This is a genomic window from Microcoleus sp. A006_D1, from assembly GCF_036702805.1.
GTDB lineage: Bacteria > Cyanobacteriota > Cyanobacteriia > Cyanobacteriales > Microcoleaceae > Microcoleus.
In genome coordinates this window covers 267030-288864 of sequence record NZ_JAUBVZ010000005.1, presented here as the reverse complement: position 1 = coordinate 288864, position 21835 = coordinate 267030, and the positions used below count along the sequence as shown (strand labels likewise).

The 21835-nt window shown below is 43.8% G+C and carries 22 protein-coding genes; 13 read left to right on the top strand and 9 right to left on the bottom strand.

Annotated elements, in window-relative coordinates; genetic code table 11:
• The first annotated feature begins 144 nt into the window (after positions 1-144).
• On the top strand, positions 145-5202 hold the full coding sequence (locus tag QUB68_RS11765) for an nSTAND1 domain-containing NTPase (protein ID WP_332992453.1): 5058 nt from the start codon (positions 145-147) through the stop codon (positions 5200-5202).
• A gap of 117 nt (positions 5203-5319) precedes the next feature.
• Here QUB68_RS11765 and QUB68_RS11760 read toward each other — a convergent pair whose 3' ends face one another.
• Both QUB68_RS11760 and QUB68_RS11755 read right to left on the bottom strand, forming a co-directional pair.
• Positions 5320-5799: a hypothetical protein gene (locus tag QUB68_RS11760; RefSeq protein ID WP_332992451.1), complete on the bottom strand. Its 480-nt coding sequence runs from the start codon at positions 5797-5799 to the stop codon at positions 5320-5322.
• A 327-nt stretch (positions 5800-6126) separates the two neighbouring features.
• Positions 6127-6825 (bottom strand): pirin family protein, encoded by a 699-nt coding sequence (locus tag QUB68_RS11755; protein ID WP_332992449.1) that lies wholly within the window; start codon positions 6823-6825, stop codon positions 6127-6129.
• A gap of 116 nt (positions 6826-6941) precedes the next feature.
• Between QUB68_RS11755 and QUB68_RS11750 the strand changes: the two genes are divergently transcribed.
• Positions 6942-7274: a winged helix-turn-helix transcriptional regulator gene (locus QUB68_RS11750; RefSeq protein ID WP_332992447.1), complete on the top strand. Its 333-nt coding sequence runs from the start codon at positions 6942-6944 to the stop codon at positions 7272-7274.
• A 204-nt stretch (positions 7275-7478) separates the two neighbouring features.
• Positions 7479-7877, top strand: a complete 399-nt coding sequence (locus QUB68_RS11745) for a DUF4112 domain-containing protein (protein ID WP_332992445.1) — start codon at positions 7479-7481, stop codon at positions 7875-7877.
• Positions 7878-8153: 276 nt separating this feature from the next.
• Here the strand turns inward: QUB68_RS11745 and QUB68_RS11740 are convergent, their stop codons facing one another.
• Positions 8154-9179 carry a threonine aldolase family protein gene (locus tag QUB68_RS11740; RefSeq protein ID WP_332992443.1) on the bottom strand — a complete coding sequence of 342 codons (1026 nt, stop codon included), beginning with the start codon at positions 9177-9179 and terminating at the stop codon, positions 8154-8156.
• 79 nt (positions 9180-9258) lie between these two features.
• Here QUB68_RS11740 and QUB68_RS11735 point away from each other — a divergent pair, with 79 nt between their 5' ends.
• The 6 genes from QUB68_RS11735 (at position 9259) to QUB68_RS11710 (ending at position 14309) form a co-directional block, all read left to right on the top strand.
• On the top strand, positions 9259-9471 hold the full coding sequence (locus tag QUB68_RS11735) for a DUF2997 domain-containing protein (protein ID WP_332992441.1): 213 nt from the start codon (positions 9259-9261) through the stop codon (positions 9469-9471).
• 11 nt (positions 9472-9482) lie between these two features.
• Positions 9483-10262 carry a nucleotide exchange factor GrpE gene (locus QUB68_RS11730; RefSeq protein ID WP_332992439.1) on the top strand — a complete coding sequence of 260 codons (780 nt, stop codon included), beginning with the start codon at positions 9483-9485 and terminating at the stop codon, positions 10260-10262.
• A gap of 20 nt (positions 10263-10282) precedes the next feature.
• On the top strand, positions 10283-11881 hold the full coding sequence (locus QUB68_RS11725; RefSeq protein WP_332992437.1) for an Hsp70 family protein: 1599 nt from the start codon (positions 10283-10285) through the stop codon (positions 11879-11881).
• A gap of 95 nt (positions 11882-11976) precedes the next feature.
• The gene (locus QUB68_RS11720) at positions 11977-12582 is read left to right on the top strand and encodes a hypothetical protein (RefSeq protein ID WP_332992435.1); all 606 of its coding nucleotides are present in this window, start codon (positions 11977-11979) and stop codon (positions 12580-12582) included.
• Positions 12583-12711: 129 nt separating this feature from the next.
• Positions 12712-13563 carry a bifunctional class I SAM-dependent methyltransferase/HIT family protein gene (locus QUB68_RS11715; RefSeq protein ID WP_332992433.1) on the top strand — a complete coding sequence of 284 codons (852 nt, stop codon included), beginning with the start codon at positions 12712-12714 and terminating at the stop codon, positions 13561-13563.
• A gap of 176 nt (positions 13564-13739) precedes the next feature.
• Complete coding sequence (locus tag QUB68_RS11710; protein ID WP_332992432.1) at positions 13740-14309, top strand: hypothetical protein; 570 nt, start codon at positions 13740-13742, stop codon at positions 14307-14309.
• Positions 14310-14450: 141 nt separating this feature from the next.
• Here QUB68_RS11710 and QUB68_RS11705 read toward each other — a convergent pair whose 3' ends face one another.
• The gene (locus tag QUB68_RS11705; RefSeq protein WP_332992431.1) at positions 14451-14588 is read right to left on the bottom strand and encodes a hypothetical protein; all 138 of its coding nucleotides are present in this window, start codon (positions 14586-14588) and stop codon (positions 14451-14453) included.
• A 56-nt stretch (positions 14589-14644) separates the two neighbouring features.
• On the opposite strand from QUB68_RS11705, the gene QUB68_RS11700 reads away from it, so the two are divergent.
• Both QUB68_RS11700 and QUB68_RS11695 read left to right on the top strand, forming a co-directional pair.
• Positions 14645-16000 (top strand): ATP-binding protein, encoded by a 1356-nt coding sequence (locus QUB68_RS11700; RefSeq protein ID WP_332992429.1) that lies wholly within the window; start codon positions 14645-14647, stop codon positions 15998-16000.
• Positions 15997-17436 (top strand): tetratricopeptide repeat protein, encoded by a 1440-nt coding sequence (locus QUB68_RS11695; protein WP_332992428.1) that lies wholly within the window; start codon positions 15997-15999, stop codon positions 17434-17436. The genes QUB68_RS11700 and QUB68_RS11695 overlap by 4 nt, the downstream gene beginning before the upstream one ends.
• A 99-nt stretch (positions 17437-17535) precedes the next feature.
• Here the strand turns inward: QUB68_RS11695 and QUB68_RS11690 are convergent, their stop codons facing one another.
• From QUB68_RS11690 to QUB68_RS11680, 3 genes are read right to left on the bottom strand one after another with little or no spacing between them, the layout of a single operon-like run.
• Entirely contained in the window at positions 17536-17769 is a 234-nt protein-coding gene (locus tag QUB68_RS11690; RefSeq protein WP_332992426.1) for a DUF433 domain-containing protein, read from the bottom strand.
• A gap of 35 nt (positions 17770-17804) precedes the next feature.
• Positions 17805-18047 carry a hypothetical protein gene (locus tag QUB68_RS11685; RefSeq protein WP_332992424.1) on the bottom strand — a complete coding sequence of 81 codons (243 nt, stop codon included), beginning with the start codon at positions 18045-18047 and terminating at the stop codon, positions 17805-17807.
• A complete protein-coding gene (locus QUB68_RS11680; protein WP_332992423.1) occupies positions 18028-18306 on the bottom strand; it encodes a BrnT family toxin in 279 nt (92 codons plus the stop codon). The genes QUB68_RS11685 and QUB68_RS11680 overlap by 20 nt, the downstream gene beginning before the upstream one ends.
• Positions 18307-18405: 99 nt before the next feature.
• Here QUB68_RS11680 and ilvA point away from each other — a divergent pair, with 99 nt between their 5' ends.
• Together ilvA and QUB68_RS11670 are read left to right on the top strand one after the other, a co-directional pair.
• Positions 18406-19938 (top strand): threonine ammonia-lyase, biosynthetic, encoded by a 1533-nt coding sequence (ilvA, locus tag QUB68_RS11675; RefSeq protein ID WP_332992660.1) that lies wholly within the window; start codon positions 18406-18408, stop codon positions 19936-19938.
• A gap of 145 nt (positions 19939-20083) precedes the next feature.
• Positions 20084-20647: a Uma2 family endonuclease gene (locus tag QUB68_RS11670; protein WP_332992421.1), complete on the top strand. Its 564-nt coding sequence runs from the start codon at positions 20084-20086 to the stop codon at positions 20645-20647.
• Positions 20648-20654: 7 nt separating this feature from the next.
• Here QUB68_RS11670 and QUB68_RS11665 read toward each other — a convergent pair whose 3' ends face one another.
• Together QUB68_RS11665 and QUB68_RS11660 are read right to left on the bottom strand one after the other, a co-directional pair.
• On the bottom strand, positions 20655-21494 hold the full coding sequence (locus QUB68_RS11665; RefSeq protein WP_332992419.1) for an Rpn family recombination-promoting nuclease/putative transposase: 840 nt from the start codon (positions 21492-21494) through the stop codon (positions 20655-20657).
• Between the two features lie 31 nt (positions 21495-21525).
• Positions 21526-21732 carry a hypothetical protein gene (locus tag QUB68_RS11660; RefSeq protein ID WP_332992417.1) on the bottom strand — a complete coding sequence of 69 codons (207 nt, stop codon included), beginning with the start codon at positions 21730-21732 and terminating at the stop codon, positions 21526-21528.
• Positions 21733-21835: the final 103 nt, after the last annotated feature.

Here is a 21835-nt window from a genome sequence, read left to right as displayed (position 1 = left end):
GGAATGGGGCTGTCAAATATCTGAGAGTTGAAAGTTACTAATTATAGCAAACTACTTTTTAGATTTTGACAGCATCCTCAGCGAAACCAGGTTGTTCATTTAGCTAATTACAAAACCTAAAACTTTCGTACAGGAGTTGAGCAGATGAAAATAACAAGGTGGGACGACGATCAAACAAACTTCGATCGCAATCTGGCAGTCGTCATCGGGATCGATTTCTACAATATCGATGGCATCCATAACCTGAGTACACCAGTCAGCGATGCTAGGGCGATCGCCGATTTGCTCCAGACAGATTACGACTACAAAGAAGAAAATATCATCCGCTTGTTTTCTCCTTGCCCTAACGATCCAATCTTCAAAGATTTACTACAAGCTTATCCACCAGTCACGTTAGATAATCTCCGAACCCTACTTACTGATACCATTCCCAATCAACTCAAGCCAGGGAAATACGATCGCCTGATTTTCTATTTTGCGGGTCACGGCATCCCCTGCAACAGTGACGACGGCCCACAAGGATATCTAGTCCCGCAAAATGCAGACTGGAAGAACCCAGGCTCTTTTCTACCTATGTCTGAGGTGTATGAGGCACTGAGCAAACTGGAGTGTCATCATCTGTTAGTCATTCTGGACTGCTGCTTTGCTGGAACGTTTCGCTGGGCCGGCAGCCGCAAAATGATTCCGATTCTGGAAACTATGCGGCGGGAACATTACGATCGCTTCATTCGCTACCCAGCATGGCAGGTAATCACCTCGGCAGCGCACGATCAAGAAGCGTTAGATGTGGCTAAGTTGTCTAACGATAAGCGCGGTGAAGTTGCAGATAAGAAGCAGGAAGCGCATTCTCCGTTTGCGCTGGCACTATTGGAAGGATTGGGCGAAAAAAAAGCCGACGTGATGCCGGATGGCGTAATTATTGCTCACGAGCTGTATCTGTATCTAGAGCAGCGGGTCAGCGAGTTGTCTGGCGATCGTCAAAAACCTGGAATCTATCCCATGAAGCTAGATTATGACAGAGGAGAGTTTGTCTTCACAAAACCGGGATTTGATCGCAATACCGATCTGAAACCTGCACCGCCCCTCAATGAAGAAAACAATCCCTATCGCGGGCTGAAACCTTTTGAAGAAAGGCATTCACGCTTCTTCTTCGGTAGAAAGGTGTTGGTGGAAGAGCTATCGGATCGCCTCTCTCAATCCGATCGCTCTCTCACGGTGGTTTTGGGAGCTTCTGGTTGCGGTAAATCTAGTTTAGTTAAAGCAGGTTTGATTCCTGATTTGAGGCAGGAATCAAACCCAGAGGTTTTTGCATTAAATCTGATTAAAGCTTGCATTTTAACAGCAGCCATTCTTGCTGCCTTGCCTCAATTTCCTCTAAAATTCCTACCAATATACTACGTACAGCAATGGTACATCCTCGCTCCCATGCGTCCCGAGCGGCATCCATTTACAGCTTTGGCACAAGCTATTCTGCCGATCGCACAGCCCGAACTGATCGAGCGACTCTCTGAGGTAAGTTTTCTATATGAGGTGTTCAAACCCAAGGATGAAAGCAGCCCAGATGATAGCAAGAAATCAACCGAGACAAAGACGGATACAGAGCTTGTCAAACTAGCGAATTCTTGGAACAGTGCAGCGCCCGAATCTAAAATTTTGCTGGTTAACAAGAAATTCAAGGAACTCCAAAAATTATGTCGCAATTCCCAAGAACAAGAGCATTTATCAAAACTTGGTCTGGCAATTCGTGAGCAAACAAAATCTCTGATAGGTCTACTCCAAAATGATGAGCAACACCTTGCTAATATTGTTCATAAATGGAGTTCAAGTCATCCTCAGCTCAAGTTGCTATTGATAATCGACCAGTTTGAAGAGTTGATTACGATGAGCCAGGAGAGTAAAATAGAAAATCGTTGTCGCGACCGGCACCAGAGCAATTCTCCTGTCAAAACACCTGATAAACCTACTGCTGAACCTCCACCTTGGCGGCTGTTTTTGCAGATGCTCGAAAGGGTAATTCGGGAATGTCCTCAGCAGTTGCATATTGTGTTGACGCTGCGATCGAACTTTGAACCGCGTTTTTTTCCCTCGCCACTTTCGGCTGACTGGAAAAATGCCCGATTCCCCGTGCTGCCAATGAAGTTGGATGAGTTGCGACAGGCGATCGAACAGCCCGCCGCGATGCAAGCGTTGTATTTTGAGCCACCGGAGTTGGTGGATCGGTTAATTGAGGAAGCGGGGCAGATGCCGGGAACGTTGCCGTTGCTCTCGTTTACGTTGAGTGAATTGTACGTCAAACTCGCCGATCGGTGGAGTGAAGACTCCAGCGATCGGGCGATCCGTCAGGCAGACTATCAGGAATTGGGTGGGGTGACGCGATCGATCGCTAAACGAGCCGATCAAAAATATGAGGAACTTGTCAAAGAGGATGGAGCATACAAGTCAATCATTAGTCATGTCATGTTGCGAATGGTAGCTGTCGCAGGTGAAGTGGCACGCAGACGAGTTACCGAGTCTGAACTGAAGTATCCACAACCCGAAAATGACAAAATCGATTATGTTATCAAACGCTTTTCCGACGCACGATTATTAACTAATGGTGTCGATAGCGAAGGAAAGATTTATGTAGAGCCTGCCCATGATGCTTTAGTGGGAGAATGGCAGAAAATTCTGGAATGGAAACAACAATATCTACCAAATATTTTACTTCAACTAAGTCTGAATCCCATAGCCCAACAGTGGGCGAGCAGCAGTCAAAAAGGAAGCGATCGCGGACTGCTTTGGGATGAAAATCCCCATTTACCACTAGCCATGAAATTGTTGTGTGGTTCTGCTTACAAAGATACTTGGTGGATTTTTTTGAAAGGGATGCGTGGAGATAAATTCTGGAAATCGCAATCCAATCAATTATGGCTAAATTCCGCAGAAACAAAATTTGTCACAGATAGTTTTGAACGAAAATACACCAAGCGCCGAAATGCTTTCGCTATTACATTCGGTGTATTTATCTCTCTGTTGATAGTGACTATTTTGGCTGTCAACAACGCAAATACGGCTGAAAAAAGGACAATTAATGCTGACATTACAACTTTGAGCTTATTGGCAAAAAGCTATCTCAATCCCGAGCAACAGCCCGAAGCTACGATAGATGCCCTTCGAGCCGGACGACTCGTAAGAGAGCACGAGGAAAAAATTGATTCAGATGCTCGCATACAAGCCATAACGGCTCTACAGTCTGTTACTTACAATCTCAAACGCGATCGGGCTAATTTTAGACTGCGAAATCGTCTTGAGAATCCTGTTGGACAAGTCACTTCTCAAGCAAGAGCAGTGACATTTAGCAAAGATAATCTCATAGCAACAGCTTACAAAGATGGGACTATTAAGCTTTGGCAATCCGATGGAACTCTGCATTTAAGTATTCAGGCTCATGACAAAGCCGCCAGAAGTGTCAGTTTCAGTCCAGACGGTCAAACTTTTGTCTCCAGTGGCGACGACTCTACCGTGAAACTCTGGAAACGTGATGGCAGCTTATTGAAAATTTTGGGAAAACACAATGGAACTGTCCCCAGTGTTAGCTTCAGTCCTCATGGAAAAATCATTGCATCAGGAGGTGCTGATGGCAGCATAAAACTGTGGACTTCAGAGGGGATTTTAATCAAAACAATTGAAAAAGCCCATCTTCCCTACGTGCAAAGTGTCGAATTCAGTCCTGATGGATTATTACTGGCTTCAGCAGGCGATGATGGCATGGTGAAACTGTGGACTTCCCAAGGAAATCCCATCGCCAGCTTGCAACATGGTTCTATTGTTTTAGATGTTAGCTTTAGTCGGGATGGAAAACTTCTTGCTTCAGTAGGCGAGGATAAAAATATTAAAATTTGGAGGAGAGACGGAAGATTTTTGCGAACCTTCAGAGCACCTAACAGTTCTACTAGCCATCTCAAAAGCGTGAGAAGTGTCAGCTTCCATTCTGGCGATAAAATTGCTTCAGCAAGTACCGATCATACTGTCAGAATTTGGAAAATTGATGGTACGCTCTTGCAAACACTGAAAGCAGAGAGTTTCCGCGTGTGGGATGTCACTTTTAGTCCTGATGGGCAAACACTTGCCTCGGCAGGAGACGATGGTACTTTGAAGCTTTGGAGTGATAATCAAGAGAGCCTTCCACGAATTCATAATGCAAGTAGTGCGGCAGTAAGCTTCAGCCCTAACATTGGCGCGAATAATCAACTAATTGCCTACAGTACACCGTTAGGTACGATTGAAGTTGTTGATTTACTTAAGCCAAATCTTCCCCTCTATCTAGGAGCCAGTGATTCCAGCGAACTGAATTTTAGTCCTAATGGAAAAATCCTCATCTCTGCCGATCAAATATCTGGAATAGTGAAATCTTGGAATATGGAGGAAAATTCCTTAACAATTTTAGATACCTCTAAAGACACGCTTAATGCTAATTTAAAGTTTTTGAGTAGTATTAAGTTTAGTCCTAATGGTCAACTTATAGGTATAGGAAGAGATGACGGAAAAGTCGAACTATTGACTGGTGATGGGAAACAAGTTCTTCAAATTTTTAACACCAACAATGGTGCTGTTTCCAAGCTTGACTTCAGTCCCGATAGTCAGTTGATTGCAATCGGAACTTGGGCTCCCGATCTTTCATCTAATGGTACAGTAGTTCTCGGAAAAATTGAGAACAATCATATCTCATTACTTAAAACCCTCATCGGACATGGTGACTGGGTTAAAGAAGTTAGCTTTAGCCCTACCGGAGATATTCTTGCTTCGGCAAGTCATGATGACACGATAAAAGTTTGGTCAAGAAATGGCTCTCATTTAAGGACTTTAAGAGGACACACTGACTATGCGATCAGCTTGAATTTCCATCCCGATCCTAAAATGCGATTGCTCGCTTCAGCCAGTAAAGACCGTACTGTTAAGCTTTGGAATATCGATACTGGTAATGAGATTGCCACTCTCAGAGGACGCAACGATAAAATCAATAATTCTCTTGATTATATTGTTCGCTTTAGTCCCGATGGAAAATTATTAGCTACGACTGGTGATGATAAAACGCTGACCCTTTGGGATTTCGATCTTAATCACTTAATGAAGTTGGCCTGTAGCTGGTCAGGGGATTATCTCAAGACTAATCCTAATGTGAGTAAAGACGATCGCAAACTGTGTCAGGAAACGACCTATTGATTTTGGTAGATGCACTATAAGTGAAAGATGAGGGGATAGCTAAGGGAAGATCGCACGATCGACTGCTGGAATATTCTAACAGCCCGTGCGATCGCCCTCCCCGACAATTTCTGTGGCTCAGCTTGCGAGTTTGGGCAGGTTTTGCTGCCAAGTTTCACAAATTCCAGTAGCCGTATAATTAGCAATCTTTTTGACAATCAACGTGGCCAGGAGAGTAGCAATCGCAGGAGCAAGTCCCAGTCCAGAGATCAGGGCAGGAGCTAACATACCCGCAGCTTTCGTGTAATTCTGGCCGATCGCTTCATCGAGGATTTTCTGAGTGTTTGCATCGTTTCCGAGGGGTTTGCACATCAGCTCGTAAACTAAGGGGTTTACGCGATCGAACAGCCGCCGGCCACCTTCTAGGAGCTTTAGATCGATCGCTCCTTTGCTTGCAACATCTACATCAATAGAATCCAGGGAAGCTGGGTCTATCCCTATTGTCCCACGTCCAGCCGCATCATCCTCAATAGCTTGAGCGCGAGATCCAATCTGTGCTTCTAGCTGATCCTCATCAAGTTCCCACAAACTCTCTACAAGAACTTCAATTTCTGCCATGATTACTTGTCTCCAGACTATAGTTAACTAGAATATTACTGATTATCCTTTGCCTGCGAAGCTGATGAGTGAAAACCAGTAAATATAGCTTAACCAAGGCAGAGCTACAGAGCAGAAATCTTAACTATTCTTTAGAAAATTGCGATGTCGGCTCGTCAAACTGCTGGTCAGTATGTAGGGTGCGTCAGAAGAGAGTTTTTGCTGCCTAATTGAGAGTTTAAGAACTGACGCACCCCTAGCAGTAAGGTGCGTCATTTTATCTGCTTTTAAACACCCCTGTCAACTCCCAACTGACGCATCCTACTTCCAAGAGTTTCTACGACAATTTCATGCTAAATCGAACAGCAAAAATTCCGCATCTTCCGCCGCTTCAATCGCCAACTCAGCCTCGCCGCTAACCGCCGCACCGTCACCTTTTTCTAAAGTCAAACCATTGAGCAAAACAGCACCGCGAGCAACTTGCACCCAAGCATGACGATTTGGCTGCAAAGCATGAGAAATCCGCGACTTTTTATCCAAAACTGCCGCATACAAATCGACATCTTGATGCACTTTCACCGCACCATCTCTGGCATCTCGCGCCGCGACTAAGCGCAGTTTTCCCCGCCTTTCTGCTACAGGAAAATCCCGCTGTTCGTAACTCGGATTTAAGCCATTTGTATCTGGTAACAGCCAGATTTGTAGCAAATGAACAGGCTCAGTTTGCGAGTGATTGAACTCGCTGTGCTGGATGCCAGTACCTGCACTCATCCGCTGCACTTCACCGGGTTTGATTGCTGCACCGGTTCCCAAACTGTCTTTGTGTTCTAATGCTCCTTCCAGTACATAGGTAATGATTTCCATGTCGCTATGCCCGTGAGTGCCGAAACCTTTGCCCGGGCTAATGACATCCTCGTTGATTACCCGCAAAGATCGAAAATTCATATAATCGCGATCGTAATAATCCGCAAACGAAAATGTGTGGTAACTGTCCAGCCAACCGCGCTCGGCGTGTCCTCTTGCTGCACTTTTTCTGACGGTAATCATTTTCTGCATCCTCAGTGAAATTTATCGGGTGTTTCTGAGATATCTCTACTTTAAACCAAGTCAAGTTATGATGGGAAGTACGCACTTCAAAGTGCGGTAGTTACCAAAAAGATACTATGCAAGTTAAAGAAGGAAGTATTGAGAGAGCAAATTGCCCGGTAGAGAGAACTTTAGAGGTGATTGGCGGGCGCTGGAAAGTCTTAATTCTGCGGGAGCTATTTCAAGGAGTCAAGCGTTTTAACGAGCTGCAACGAGCTGTGAACGGCATTACTCAGAAAATGCTGACGCAGCAATTGCGGGAGATGGAGTCAGACGGGATTGTGCACCGAGAAATTTACCTACAAGTGCCACCGAAAGTTGAATATTCGCTAACACCTTTGGGCGAAAGTCTCAAACCGATTATGGATACTATGCACGAATGGGGAATTAAGCATATTAACTATAGTTAAGCTTATTCATGTCTACCTACTTCCCAATTCGCGATCGCAGATTATATAATTTCTGGTAAAATAACCGTTATCAAGTTTGTAGTGAGGACTTTAGTCCTCTCTCGTTTGAAGAGGACTAAAGTCCTCACTACGAACCTGTCAGGGCGATGCTTTTTCTATCTTCCGACTGATGTCGCTTTTTGTAGCTAGTCCAATAATAATAACATGAACAATATAGAGCGTCTTGCCACCCTCAACCGCATCCGCAAACTCAGTCGCCTGATGGATACCGCCATTGGCATCCCCGGCACTAAATTTCGCATAGGTTTAGATCCCATTATCGGTTTAGTTCCCGGTGCTGGGGATATAGTAGATACCGCGTTTTCTGCCTACCTAATTTACTTAGCAACTCAATTCAACATTCCGCCAAAAACGATAGGTAAAATGATTTACAATATCGGTTTAGAAGCAGTCGTTGGCTCAGTGCCTTTAATCGGAGATATCTTCGATGCTTTTTATAAGTCAAACATGAGAAATCTGGCGCTTTTGGAAGCACACCTCGAAGCAGAGGAACCGGAATTAGCCGCAGTTGCAGAACCTATTCCTGAATCCATTAAACTGTAGGGGCGGGTTCACTAACATCTCCAACTCCCACCAACAATCTCAAAAACCCGCCCCCACCCAACGATAAATTTAAATCTACATTTTTCGTATTTTATACCAATTAACCTTGATGTGGGTTATTGGTTGTGTGGGGGCGGGTTTACCTAAATTTTTTGTGGGTATTAAAGATGTTGGCGAACCCGCCCCTACCGAATTATAAAAATCTGTAAGGGCGGATTAACAAAAATATTTATCATCACGAAAAGATTCAATAAACCCGCCCTTACAATCGAAAATTTATACAGAATAGCGTTTAACAGCTTCCACGAAAGCATTAACATCTTCTTCTTTAGTATTAAAAGCCGTTACCAGTCTGACAGTACATTTGTCCCAGCGATAAAATAGAAATCCCTCAGCTAAAACCGCTGCAATTACCGATTCTGGAATCTGCATAAAAATCTCGTTAGCTTCGACGGGATGGCAAAACTTGACTTTCTCAACTCCAGCCAAACCTGCGGCTAATTTGGCCGCCATATTATTTGCATGAGCCGCATTTTTCAGCCACAAATCATCCGTTATATATGCTTCCAACTGCGCCGACAAAAACCGCATTTTCGAGAACAGATGCCCGCTGCGCTTGCGGTAAAAGGGGAAAGTCTTTGCTAATTCTCGATTAAAAAAAACCACAGCTTCCGCAGCCATTGCGCCGTTTTTTGTGGCTCCAAATGAGAGGATATCGACACCTGCGCGCCAAGTAATATCCGCAGGATGACAGCCCAAACTCGCAACAGCATTGGCAAAGCGAGCTCCGTCCATGTGCAGGTGCAAATTGTGGCTGCGCACAACCTCCGAAATGTGGGAAATTTCGGCTGGATGGTAGAGTGTGCCGGCTTCGGTTGCTTGTGTGATGCTGACGGCGGCGGGCTGTACGTGGTGGACGACTCCTGCACCAGCGCGATCGACTATTTCACCTAAAGTCTCTGCCTTTATTTTAGCATGATTTCCTGTTACTGTCACCAACTTTGCACCGCCGGTAAAAAACTCCGGTGCGCCGCATTCATCCAGATTAATATGAGATTCGGCGTGACAGTAAACAGCGCCGTAAGGAGGAGTCATAACTGCCAGGGCTAGAGCATTAGCAGCAGAACCAGTTGCTACAGGAAAAACCGTCACCGATGTCTCGAACAAATCCGAGAATTTAACTTGCAAACGCTGCGTATATTCATCATCTCCGTAAGAGTTCGCAGCACCGCAATTAGCGGCAGCAATCGCTGCCATAATCTCCGGCGAAACCCCAGTTGCATTGTCGCTACAAAAATTCATTTGAATAATCGGTAAACAGAATATATAATATAACTCAACAGTGAAAACTTAACCGTAAAACATTAAAGCAAGAGGAACTATGGCAGAGTACCGCCAAATAGAATACCGCATCGGCAAAGACGGCAAAATTACCGAAACCGTCCTCAACGCCACCGGTTCGAGTTGCACCGAAACTACCGCCGGAGTTGAAAAAGCCCTCGGTCAAGTAGAATCTCAAGACTTGCTGCCAGAATACTATCAAGGGGAAGAAAATTTGACCGTTGAACAAACGCAGACTTTAAAACAAGTTTAGAAAAATTAACCATGTTTTATCTCCTCGATGCCACGGTTGATGTAACAGTGCCTGCCTTCAGCATCGCGCTAGCTGTCGGGGGCATTTTTCTAATTTTAGTCTACGCTTATGCTGCATCGGAGGCCGGAGATGCGATCGACTTTAAGTACGATACAATTCTCCGGGAACGCATGAATCAACTAGATATCGTTGATTGGCAAGACTTAGGTGACAAAGCCGGCTTGAGTCGCTTCGGAGTGCGCCTAGTGCGGCAGGGAGACGTGGGAAAACTCACGGTAGACCAACTGCGGCGGCTGGCAACTGTGCTAAATTTGAATTTCCAAGAATTCGATCGCACTTTAAGCGCGCTGCCCACATCGGCGACAATCACAAGTAATCCCACCGAAATCGAAGAATTGAAGCAGCAGTGTTTCCGGCTGCGAGAAGAATTGCAGCAGCAAAAAACTCAACTCACTGCCGATTTTCGCCGCGCCACCTTTGAACAGTTGCAAACTTTGTTAACCAACTATCCCGCCGCCCGCAAAATGGCACAAGCCAAGCCGGATATGCCCGCCAAAAATCTCTCTGCTCTTTTTACTCCCTTAGAAAATCTCTTGTCAAGTTGGGATTTTGAAACAATCGGTTCAGCTTGGGAACAAGTGACTTACAATCCGCAGTTGCACCAGCCGGATGTTGAGGATATAACAGAAGGAGAGTTAGTTTATATTCGGTTTGTCGGCTATCGAGATGGAGAGCAAATTCTTGCTCCTGCTAAAGTTAGTCGCACCCTTCCAGCGGGAATGACAAATTAAATTTAACATCTAAAATTGACATGACTACAGTTGCAATTGACTTTGGCACCAGCAACACGGTTGTTTGCATTCTCAATCCAGATACGCAAACACCAGAAACTTTGAGATTGGGCGAGATGTCCCGCATTTTTAAAACGAATAATTTGAGCGGAGAGGTGCGAGAAATACCTGTAGTGCCGACTTTGGTATTTGTGAAAAATGCGGGGGAGTTGGTATTGGGAGAAAAAGTGCGATCGCAGCGTTTAGGACAATCCCAGCCCGAGCGTTTTTTCAAAGCTTTTAAACGCGATTTAGCAGCCGACTTTCAGCCGCCAGCCCGCAATCTCGACGGGGAAACCTATACGCCCGAATCAGTAGCGGAACAGTTTATTGAAACTATTTGGAAGCAATTATATCAGCAAAACATACAACCAGACAAAGTAATTTTTACAGCACCAGTCGGAGCATTTGAGCGATATCTAGATTGGTTTCGCGACTTAGCAGAATCTCTCGGAGTTGAGGAAGTCCAGCTAATAGATGAATCCACAGCCGCCGCCCTGGGATATGCCGTAAAACGCCCGGGTTCCTTAGTTTTAGTAGTTGATTTTGGCGGCGGGACTTTAGATTTAAGTTTGGTGCGCACTGCGCCTCCTTCCTCAGTCAAAAATAGCCAATCTCAAAGCCCAAATTTAATGCGTGCCGAAGTGTTGGCAAAATCCGATGCTTATGTCGGTGGCGAAGATATTGACATCTGGATTGTCGAAGATTATTTGCGGCAAATTGGTTCGTCGCGGGCAGAAGTTGGTGGGGTGGGCTGGCAAAATTTATTAGAAATAGCGGAAAAGTTAAAAATTCAAGTTTCTCACGTTAATGAGGCGAAGGAAAGTTGGTTTGATGATGAAAATTTTATGTCTTACGATTTGCTGCTAAACCGAGATAAGCTTGAGGAAATTCTGGAATCCCGGCAGTTGTTGGAACAGTTGCGGGAAGCTTTAGATGAAGTGCTGAGTATTGCACTCGGAAAAGGTATCGGTAAAGCTGATATTGAACAGGTTTTGCTGGTAGGAGGAACTTCTCTGATTCCGGCTGTGTCTAATTTAGTGGTTTCCTATTTCGGGCGGCAAAAAGTTAAAACTGACAAGCCTTTTGAAGCTGTGGCGCACGGTGCTTTAGCCTTGACACAATTAGTCAGTGTTGACGATTATTTGCGGCACAGCTATGCAATTCGCCTCTGGGAACCTTATGCTAAAGCTTATGCTTATTCGCCGATTTTTAGCAAGGAAATCAAGTATCCTTGTCAAAGTTCCGAAGAGTTGACGCTGCAAGTTGCAATTGAAGGACAAAGGGAAATTCGGTTAGATATTGGGGAAGTTGCGGAGGTGTCGCAAGCGGAGGTTATTTTTAATGAAAAAGGGCAAATGACGAGCAGTTTGCTCAACAAACAGACGGATTTTCGCTCTCTGGAAAGCCACCACCAGCAGGTTTGTGTGGCACATTTGAATCCGCCTGGGGTGTTGGGAATCGATAGGGTTTCGGTGAGTTTTGAGGTGGATGAGAGGCGGGTTTTGTTGGCTACGGTGCGGGATTTGCTGACTGGTGAGGTTTTGGTGGCTAAAGGGGCGATCGCGAAACTCCAATAATGGTAAAATTTTTAGATAAGATTCGGCGATTGAAATCGCTGCTAGACAAACAAAGTCCGCCTCCGTAGACTGAAGAATACAGAAGGATTTCACAAATGGCATACAGTGATTTTACTACGATTTCAAAAGTGCGATCGGCTTTTAACCTCACCGTTGATGAAAAAACTGTCTTGTTTGCTGATGTAGATGCGATCGCACCTAGCGACTATCTCAAAACAACTTTAACAGAATATATCCCCCTTGCCACCGCGATCAATACGGCAAAAGCGCGATCGGAATTAATTATTGCTCCCATATTACTAGAAGTGCGGCGCATTTTAAACTTCCAAATCGGCTTTTTTTCCGGTACAGAATTCAACGCCGATGCCAAAAGCGGACTTAACGGCTATTGCGATTATATCCTCACCGCATCCAGCGACTTGTATGAAATTCGCACACCAGTTATCACCTTAGTAGAAGCCAAAAACGAAAACATTAAAAGCGGACTCGGACAGTGCATTGCTGAAATGCTAGGAGCCCAGCTATTCAACCAACAGCAAAATGATGAAATTGAGGCGATTTACGGCTGCGTTACGACTGGGAATGCTTGGAAATTTCTTAAATTAGTAAATCAAACAGTTTTTATCGATTTGAGCGACTATTATATTAAGGAAGTTGACAAAATTCTCGGAATTATCGCAAAACCTTTACGCAAGGACTAATTAAGTGAAATTTATTATGCCGCCATGAAGAAGCAACAAAATAAATTCGGCGATTGAAATCGCTTCTACACAAGCAAAGTCCGCCTCCGCGGACTGAAGATTCTCGATTTAAATCAAGTTTATGCCGCCATGAAGAAGCAACAAAATAAATTCAGCCACCTGACGGCAATTGAAAGAATTTACCTATCATTTCCGGCAAAATCTTTATTAGCTCAAAACTTGCTGCAAGGGAAAGTCTTAGACTTTGGGTGCGGCTTCGGCAGCGATGTTAAACTGTTGCAGCAAAAAGGCTTTGACATTGCGGGTTACGACTCTTATTATTTCCCAGAATTCCCCGAACAGAAATTCGATACAATCATTTGCTTTTATGTTTTAAATGTCTTGTTTCCCGAAGAACAAGCTAATGTCCTCATGGAAGTCTCGCACCTATTGAAACCGGGAGGTAAAGCGTATTTTGCAGTGAGAAGGGATGTCAAAAAAGAAGGTTTTCGAGAACATTACGTCCACAAAAAACCTACATATCAGTGCATTGTCAAACTTCCGTTTAAGTCCTATCTTTTAAATGAGTCTTGCGAAATCTACGAATATGTGCATTACAACCATCAAAGAAATTCCACTAATAACTGCATATTCTGCAATCCGCACAGAAACCTAACTTTACTAACTGAATCAGCAACAGCTTATGCGATGTTTGATGGTTATCCCGCTAGCAAAGGTCATGTTTTAATTATCCCCAAGCGTCACGTTGCTAATTATTTTGAGCTACCATTTAGGGAACAATCGGCTTGTTGGTTTATGGCTAACAAGGTGCAAGAGATGTTAATTAAAGAGTTTCAGCCTGACGGTTTTAATGTGGGAATCAATATTAACAAACAGGCTGGTCAAAGTCGCAGTCATGCTGCTATTCATGTTATTCCCCGCTACAGGGGCGATGCGGCTGGGAATAAAGGCGGAATTAGGTATGTGATTCCCAAGAGTTAAAATAAAAATTAGCAAATTGTGAAATGTTTTTTTTGACCGCAGAGGCGCAGATAACGTAGAGGAATTCATAATTTTTGTAAGGATTGTAATATTTGAGCAAACCGTGAGCAAAATAGAGTTAAAATGTGTTTACCAAGTCTAAAACTACACATTAGCAGTAATTTGGTGTTCTGTTTATGTCTAAGCGCAAAAAGCAAGAATGGCTCAAGGAAACCCTAGAGCTCAAAGAAGACCACAATTGGAAGTCAAAGCCTGGCACTCGCATCTTTGTAGCAGGAAGAGGTGCAGTCCGCTTTGATGTTCCCGAAAATTGGCATTTTGAACCGGATACAAAGTCGTTCCGGTTTACGGATAAGAAACCGCCGGATGATGATTGTTGTTTAGAGGTTTCGTTTAATTTGTTACCCCCGGGTAACTGGGGAGATTTTCCCCTGGTGCCGCTATTACAGAAGATAGTTGAAGATGATACCAGAAATCCGATCGATCCTGGGGATATTATCCAATTGAAGCGGCAAACTGCTCGGATTGTTTGGACTGAATTTAAGTTTATCGACCCTCCGGAACAGCGGGAAGCTTATTCGCGAATTTGTATCGGATTGGGTTCTAATGTTCAGTGTTTGATTACTTTTGATTACTGGGTTGATGATGCTAAACATTTGACTCCTGTCTGGGATACGGTGATGGACTCGTTGGTTCTGGGTTTGTTTATTACTGACCCTCGAACGGGTTTCGCACGGCCAGATTAGGTTTGGGGAAATTTTCAGTAAGTAATTTTCCTGAGTGTTGAATTGGCAAGCCACCGTCCAGTAAATTTAGAACCTGCATTAAACTTTACAACTGTTTTGTCATGTAAATATCGGGCTTGCCAATTCTGTTCGGGTCGAGCATCACTCCCACGATCGCATTTTGCCATAAAATCGGATTTTGCGATCGGTACCGGCGATCGATCTTTTATGGGGATAATTTGCGATCGCTAGTTTGTGAGATTTAAGTCGATCGGCTAATCCCGAAAATTCTATCCTCATTCAATACCTTGTAGATTATACTGGTGCTTGTGAAACAATTTTACTTGAGGTAGCTGGTGACGCTAGATTTGCTAACTGAAATCTACAGTTCCTTTGAACCATTTCAGCCTCCGCCGAAAGAGGCTTATGTCGATTGTCAGGAAGTCCGTGGTGGTTGGGAAGTAGTACGGGAGTTAGGGCGAAAGATTACGCGATCGAAGAAACCGACTTGCCAGCTTTACTCCGGCCACCGAGGAGTAGGAAAATCCACAGAACTTCTGCGATTGAAGGAATACCTAGAACAACAGAAGTATTTTGTGGTTTACTTTGCAGCAGATGATGAGGACATTGAACCCCAGGATGCGGAGTATGCGGACATATTGTTTGCTTGCACTCGGCATTTAGTAGAAGCGATAAAGCTACAAAACCATAACCCTTTACTAGATTGGATGAAAAATCGATGGGAATCTCTTCAAGATTTAGCATTGACAGAAGTTTCTTTTGAAGGTTTAAACTTAGAGGGACAAATTGCCCAGTTTGCCAAAATTACGGCAAATCTTCGAGCAACTCCAGATAAGCGACGCGAACTTCGACAGAAAATTAATGCTAATACTCCGTCTTTGGTAGAGGCGCTGAATGACTTCATCAAAGAAGCTCAGAAATCCCTAGCTACAACCTGTCGCGGCATTGTGATGATTGCCGATAATTTGGATAGAATCGCAGAAACTAAAGAGGAAGCAACTCCCAGCAATTATGACGAGATTTACTTAAATCGGAGTGAAATTCTGCGGGGCTTGGCGTGTCATGTAATCTATACGGTTCCGATCGCAATGGTATATTCGGGACGGGCAACACAGCTTGAAGATAACTACGAAAAGACCAATATTTTACCGATGGTGGTGGTGCAGAATCCAGACGGTACAGTCAACTCAAATGGACTATCCAAGTTGCGGGAAATTATCGGTCGGCGGCTAGAGGCGATCGACCCCAGACTGACTCAAACTATGGATGGTAGTGTGGCAGATTTAGAGCTTCCGGCTGTGTTCGACTGTCCAGATACATTGAACCAGCTTTGTATCATGAGTGGTGGACACGCGAGGAATTTGATGCAGATGATCCGAATCGCTGTAAACTGGACGGACGACCTACCAATTACGTCTGAAGCGGTTCAACGGGCAATTGCAGAAACGCGGGAAACCTATCTCAATACAATTCAAGAACATCAGTGGGAGATTTTGGCTGATGTTTATTGCAAAAAGCACGCAAACAATAACGAACAGTGTTTGCGTCTGTTGCTCACTCGCTGTTTCTTGGAATATCGCTATTATGATGATAAGGGCAATCTCAAACGCTGGTACAACGTTCATCCTCTGATTGAAGAAATCGAGCAGTTTCAAACTACAGTTGCCAAAATTCGGCAATCGCCATCATGAGTCAACTTTCTTCTACTCAGGTACTCGACACTAGCCCAAAGGGAGTCTATCGGGCTTTATTCCGATGCCTAAAACGAACGAAGGGCTTCGGTATTGTGTTTGTGCAATGCTCTCCAGCAGAAGGTAATGAGTTGATTTGTAGAGTACAAGAGGATTTGTATGAGAAAAAGATTGCGGTTCTAGAATTGACAAAACCAATTGATAGTCTGTATGACATTGTTGCAAATCGGGACGATCGCAATGACTTAAACATTCTCTTCATTAAAGGACTAGAAAAGTCACTCGAACCTTATATCAAACCTGGATATGGTGGTGATGGTGATTATTATAATTTAGATACAGTACCTCCTATTCTCAGTCATCTCAATCAACGACGGGAAATTTTTCGCGATCGCTTGAGTAACATTTGCTTTGTTTTTCTCCTTCCCCTCTTTGGAATTAAATACTTCATTCGTCGTGCACCCGATTTTTTTGACTGGGGTTCAGGAGTGTTTAAGTTTCCCAGAGAAACAGAAGAATTGGATATAGAATTACGCAATATTTTACGGGAAGGCAGCTATAATGAATGCTGTAAATTAACGCCAAATAAGCATATTCAGAAGCTTATAAAAGTTGAATCTTTAATAAAAGAAGTCAATGAAAATCCTGAAATTCAAGCTGGCTTATTCATTCAACAAGGTAATTTATTAACATCAGCTAATGAATATGAAGCAGCAGTCTCTAGCTACAAACAAGCGATCCAACTTAAACCAGCTCATTATATTGCTTGGCATAATCTAGGTAACGCTTTAGACAAATTAGGTAGGCATGAAGAAGCTGTTTATAGCTATAATCATGCAATTACAATTAAACCCGATTTTCAGGAAGCTTGGTATAACAGAGGTGATGCTTTAGTAGAGCTAGGGAAAGATGACGAAGCTAATGCAAATTACGAGAAAACTCTATTTGACTCAGAGTTTAAAAAACTTATTTTATCGTCCGACTCTTTTATCAATCAAATGCTTAAAATACACCATCTTACTGATACAGATATTAATGAGGTATTGAATGAATTATATATAAAGGGACATACTGAAATTAAATCAGGTAAAACCTTGATCAATATTCCTGTTTGGGCGAGAAACAAAATATTAATTATTGTTCGCAAAATGTTCAGAAATAAATATTCACACAATATTATAAATATTGATTCGAGTTTTATAGAACAGCTTGTTGATACTTATGAATATCCATATGATGATTTAAAAATCCTAGAAGAGGTGATCCAAGCATTAGAACCAATAGACCAAACTATCATTCGTTTACGTTTTATCGAAGGTTTATCTCTGCTAAAGATAGTTAAACAGTTAGCAAAAGATGGAATAAAAGTTAGTCCAGTAACTTTGAGTAAACGGCTTCATAATCTGATCGAATTTTTGCGCCGACAAGTTGTTTAAAATATCAACCTGCTTGCCTATTCATAGTGAATCTACACAATAATGTAATACTCAACCACTCTGCGAGACTAGGAGGCAGTTGAGCATTTAGCCAGAAAATCATACAGCAATCCTCGGAAAGTCAATTCGGAGTGCAGCAAACAGCAAGCAAGCTTGGATATCTTCAGGTTCTAAATCGGGAAAATCTGCCAAAATTTCACTGGCAGGCACATTATCCGCTAGAGTTTCTAGAATGTCACTAACTCGAATTCTCATGCCTCGGATACAGGGACGGCCTCCACATTTACCCGGAGTTTGAGTAATGCGCTCGAGTAAAGCAGCTTTGTCTAGCATAAGTCTTACCTAGAGAAAGTCATTATTTTAGGAATTTAAACTGTCTCCCCACTACTTGCTTGAGGCATCGCTTCAATCAGCGCCCGAAGCACCTTGTTTACTGCCTCCGGTGTTGAGAAAATCCGGGCAACATCCTCATCCAAAACAACGACTGTCATTTGTTGCTTTCCACTGCGATTTGCAAAACGGTTGGGTTTGGCTTTTTTGTAGTCCAAGCGGTACTCCGGTAAAAGCTCATCTTCCGAGTTTGAAGATTCATTAAAAGGCGTTTTCTTCATAGTCTTCACGCTCCTTTTTCGTGGCTAGACGGGCACTAATGATACGGATTGCTTTTCCACGTTCAGTATAGCTGACTAGCAGCAACTGATTGTTTTGAGAGTGACCAATGATAATTTCACGTCGCTCATCTTGTGAATGTTTTTCATCATCAAAAATTACGGCAAGTGGATTGTAGAAAACGGTTTTTGCTTGTTCAAAATTTACACCGTGCTTGTTGAGATTGATAGCTGCTTTGATTTCGTCCCATTCAAATTCCATGATAACTTCCGATCGCCCGTTAGCGAAGCCCTCGAAGAGGATCGCCAATTCTCCGCAAAATACTAACACAAATACACTACAATTATCCCACCATCCGGCATCAACCAACCTGCTAACCCCATGCTTTGCGATTACCTGGTACAAATCCTCACCGCCCGCGTCTACGATGTTGCCCAAGAAACACCCCTAGAAGTCGCCCCCAATCTATCAGCGCGGCTCAACAATAAACTGCTGCTGAAGCGAGAGGATATGCAGTCGGTGTTTTCCTTCAAACTGCGGGGCGCGTACAACAAAATGGCGCAACTGTCGCCGGATTTGCTAGCACAAGGTGTCATCGCAGCTTCCGCCGGCAACCACGCCCAAGGAGTCGCCCTCGCTGCCCGCCACCTGGGAACTCGCGCGATTATCGTCATGCCCGTAACTACGCCGCAGGTGAAGGTAAATGCGGTGATAGCCCGTGGTGGAGAGGTGGTTTTGCAGGGGGATACCTACGACGATGCCTACGCCTTTGCGCGCCAATTAGAGGCGGAAAAAAACTTAACTTTTATTCACCCTTTTGATGACCCGCACGTAATTGCTGGACAGGGTACGATCGGCATGGAAATTCTGCGGCAACATCAAAAACCAATTCACGCGATTTTTGTGGCAATTGGTGGCGGCGGATTGATTTCGGGAATTGCAGCTTATATCAAGCGGTTGCGCCCGGAAATTAAGATTATTGGTGTTGAGCCGATCGACTCTGATGCAATGAATCAATCGCTGAAAGCTGGTAAACGGGTGCGGTTGTCGCAGGTGGGTTTATTTGCTGACGGCGTTGCGGTGCGGGAAGTTGGGGAGGAAACTTTTCGGCTTTGTCAGGAGTATGTGGATGAGATTATTTTGGTGGATACGGATGATGTTTGTGCGGCGATTAAGGATGTTTTTGAGGATACGCGATCGATCTTAGAACCAGCTGGCGCTTTGGCGATCGCAGGTGCGAAGGCTTACGTGGAACGGGAACAAATCGAAGCACAAACGTTAATTGCGGTTGCTTGCGGTGCAAACATGAATTTCGATCGCCTGCGTTTTGTAGCAGAAAGGGCCGAGTTTGGCGAACGTCGGGAAGCAATTTTTGCAGTGACAATTCCCGAACAGCCGGGAAGTCTCCGCAGATTTTGCGAATGTTTGGGTAAGCGGAATTTGACTGAATTTAGCTATCGAATTGCGGATGAAACAGCAGCACATATTTTTATCGGCGTGCAAATTCAAAACCGCGCTGATGCGGTAAAGATTGCGGCAAGTTTTGAAGATTGTGGCTTTAAAACTTTGGATTTAACTGATGATGAATTAACTAAATTGCACTTGCGGCATATGGTTGGTGGCCGTTCTCTGCTAGCAAATCACGAACTGTTTTATCGCTTTGAATTTCCCGAACGTCCGGGTGCGTTGATGAAGTTTGTGGGTTCGATGAGTCCTAATTGGAATATCAGCGTTTTTCACTATCGGAATAATGGGGCTGATTACGGGCGAATTGTGGTGGGGATACAGGTGCCGCCGGATGAGATGCAGGAGTGGCAGGCTTTTTTGGATACGCTGGGCTATCAGTATGGGGATGAGAGTCAGAATCCGGCTTATAAGTTGTTTTTGGCGTAGGTTTTGGGGTAGGTTTGTGGGAAAGGGCGATCGAATTTAAGGGGCGGAAAAGCTCAATTAAACTGTTGCAACTCGTCATAAAGCGAGAAGTGACAGAAAAACGATAAAATTATGGCAGAGTGACAATGACACCGAATCCAAAGCGATGACAACAGCACTTCCAACATCTCTCAGCCTCGAAGCTTTCCTCAAACTGCCGGAAACTCAACCTGCGAGTGAATTTATTAACGGACGCATTCATCAAAAGCTTATGCCCCAAGGCAAACATTCTCGCTTGCAACTCAAGTTTTGTAATGCTGTCAATCAGGTTGCGGAAACGGCACAAATTGCCCTGGCTTTTCCAGAATTGCGATGTACTTTTGGCGGGCGTTCTATTGTGCCTGATGCTACGGTGTTTGCTTGGGAGAGAATCACTTTTGAAGCGGATGGTGAAGTGCCGAATGCTTTTGAAATTCATCCTGACTGGACAGTGGAAATTCTATCACCAGATCAGAGAGCAACTAAGGTGATTAGTAATATCTTACACTGTCTGAAATACGGCACTCAGCTTGGATGGTTAATTGATCCAGAGGAACGGTTTATTTTGGTATTTATTCCTGGACAGGAACCAGTTGAGTTGACTGGAAAAAATCGGCTGCCTATGCCAAGTTTTTTAACGTTAGATTTGACGGTAGATCAGGTTTTTGGGTGGCTGAAAGTAGGTGGATAACTTTGCTCTAAATTCTATCCGATCGCAAATTCCTGATTTCTTGGATGCTGAGTCCGGTTGTTTGACTGATGGTTTCGTCATCTAGGCGATCGAGTAACTGTCGTGCGATCGCCATTTTTTCTTCTTTCCGAGCTTCTCGCTCAGCTTTGATTATAACTCCTTGTTGATCGTAAATAAACATTTCTTGTTGTTCGAGTTCTTCCAGTTCATCAGGGTTTAAATTAACTTGATTTGCTATGTCAAAGGCTTGATGAATCTCTGGAACAATATCCATTGTTTGCGGAATTTGTGTCAGCGTATTAGCATATTTCATGAAATAAATCCATTTGTCCGCGAGGGTTTCTAGCTGTGACAATTCTTTGGTAAATTTCGGAAGTTCGATAAACACTAACTCAAGGTCGTTATCGGGATATGTAAGATTAGTGTTTACTTCTTTGTAAACAAATCTAGAAATTAGCCGATCGCTATTTTCAAACATCTCGAAATCAGTCAGTGTCAGTGCAATCACAGGTTGCAGCATTCGGTAGCCTTGTCCTTTCTGTAATTGAGAGGCATAGGTTTTTGCAGCGTTGTACAAAACTCTCTTTCCGAAAGACTCTACATTTAATACCTGCATTTCAATAATGACTAGGGTATCATCGGCGAGTCGGGCTTTCACATCTAAGTAAGTATCTTTTAATCCTGTGATTTTTGGGGGTAAATTAGGATTAATAATTTCTAAGTCTTGAATGGTAGGATTGCCATCGTAAATCATGGCGTTGAGGAAGCTGATGAGTATGCCTTTGCTATCTAGGGAACCAAAGATTTTTTTGAAGGCGTAGTCGGTTTTGGGGTTGATGAATGTCATAATTTAAATCCTGTGCAGTAACGGCTAAAATTTAAGCGATTTCTTGACGTACCATCTCAGCTAGACTATCCCACTGAGCATCTGTTGTAGCTTCAAATTGAGCTTTCCATGCTCGTTCATCTTCTAATTCGGTGAGGAGACGAGCAGCGATCGCATCTTGCTCATCTGCTGATAAAGTTTTCAATTGGGCGATCCTCTTCGAGGGCTTCGCTAACGCGCTTTTGAGTAATTCAGTCATAGTCGCCGTTTTGTATAAGAAATACTGCTAATTATAGCTTGCCCAGTTGTCAGGTTTTGGTGTTTCGGGCGATTCCCTACCCTTCGGGAACGCTTCGCGAACG